The sequence below is a fragment of the Curtobacterium sp. MCBA15_007 genome (assembly GCF_001864905.1).
In the GTDB taxonomy this organism is placed as follows: Bacteria; Actinomycetota; Actinomycetes; order Actinomycetales; family Microbacteriaceae; genus Curtobacterium; species Curtobacterium poinsettiae.
Genome location: NZ_MJGM01000007.1, coordinates 9,560 through 10,851, shown reverse-complemented (window position 1 = coordinate 10,851; position 1,292 = coordinate 9,560). Strand labels below are relative to the sequence as shown.

The 1,292-nt window shown below is 68.0% G+C and carries 1 protein-coding gene; it reads left to right on the top strand.

Features of this window, described 5'->3' with window-relative positions:
- A partial coding sequence (locus BIU95_RS04885) for a DUF885 domain-containing protein (protein ID WP_139179660.1) occupies positions 1-992 on the top strand: 992 nt, incomplete at its 5' end.
- Positions 993-1,292: the final 300 nt, after the last annotated feature.

Sequence of the window (1,292 nt, the reverse complement as noted above, 5' to 3'; positions counted from 1 at the left end):
CCACCCCGATCGACGCCGTCGGTCGCGAAGCCTACGAGCTGCACTCCCGCCGGTTCCTCGGTGCGGTCGTCGACCTCGACGAGACGTACGAGTGGGGCCTCGAGGAACTCGCCCGCATGCGGGACGAACAGGAGCGCATCGCCGACCGCATCGAGTCCGGTGCGAGCGTCGCCCGCGCGATCGAGGTGCTCGACACCGACCCGTCACGGATCCTGCACGGGACCGACGCCCTGCAGCGGTGGATGCAGGAGACGAGCGACGCGTCGATCGCCGCGATGGCGGGGACGTACTTCGACATCCCGGACCCGATCCGTCGCCTGGAGTGCCGGATCGCTCCCACGCAAGAGGGCGGGATCTACTACAGCGGTCCCTCCGACGACTTCTCCCGTGCCGGTCGCATGTGGTGGTCCGTGCCCGAGGGCGTCACCGAGTTCGGCACCTGGCGTGAGAAGACGACGGTCTACCACGAGGGCGTCCCGGGCCACCACCTGCAGATCAGCCAGGGCGTCTACAACCGCGGCGAGCTGAACACCTGGCGCCGGCAGCTGTCGGGCTCCTCGGGGCACGTCGAGGGCTGGGCGCTCTACGCGGAGCGGCTGATGGAACAGCTCGGGTTCCTCGACGACGACGGCGACCGACTCGGCATGCTCGACGGCCAGCGGATGCGTGCCGCCCGCGTCGTCCTGGACATCGGCGTGCACCTGCAGAAGACGAACCCCGACGGCGGCGGTTGGACGTGGGAGTACGCGCTCGACTTCATGGGGCAGAACGTCAACATGGACCCGGCGTTCGTCCGGTTCGAGGTGGCCCGCTACTTCGGGTGGCCGGGGCAGGCACCGTCCTACAAGGTCGGCCAGCGCGTGTGGGAGTCCATCCGCGACGAGGTCGCCGCGCGTGAGGGAGCCGACTTCGACCTGAAGGCGTTCCACCACCGTGCGCTCTCGCTCGGCAGCATCGGTCTCGACACCCTGCGCACCGCCCTGGTCGGGTGACGCGCCGTCGACCCGCCCGGTTGTGAGGCTTCGGCCGGTGCGGTTAGACTTGTGCGGCGCAATCCGCGCCACTCAATCAATCGCCACGGCGGTGCACCACGGGGGCCGAGTCCCCGCACGCCATGGCCCGACTCATGTCCGTTCGGAGCAATCTCTACATGACAACCACTACGACCAAGGCTCCTAAGCAGGTCGCCATCAACGACATCGGTTCGGCTGATGACTTCCTGGCCGAGGTCGAGAAGACCCTGAAGTTCTTCAACGACGGTGATCTCATCTCCGGCACCGTCGTGAAGATCG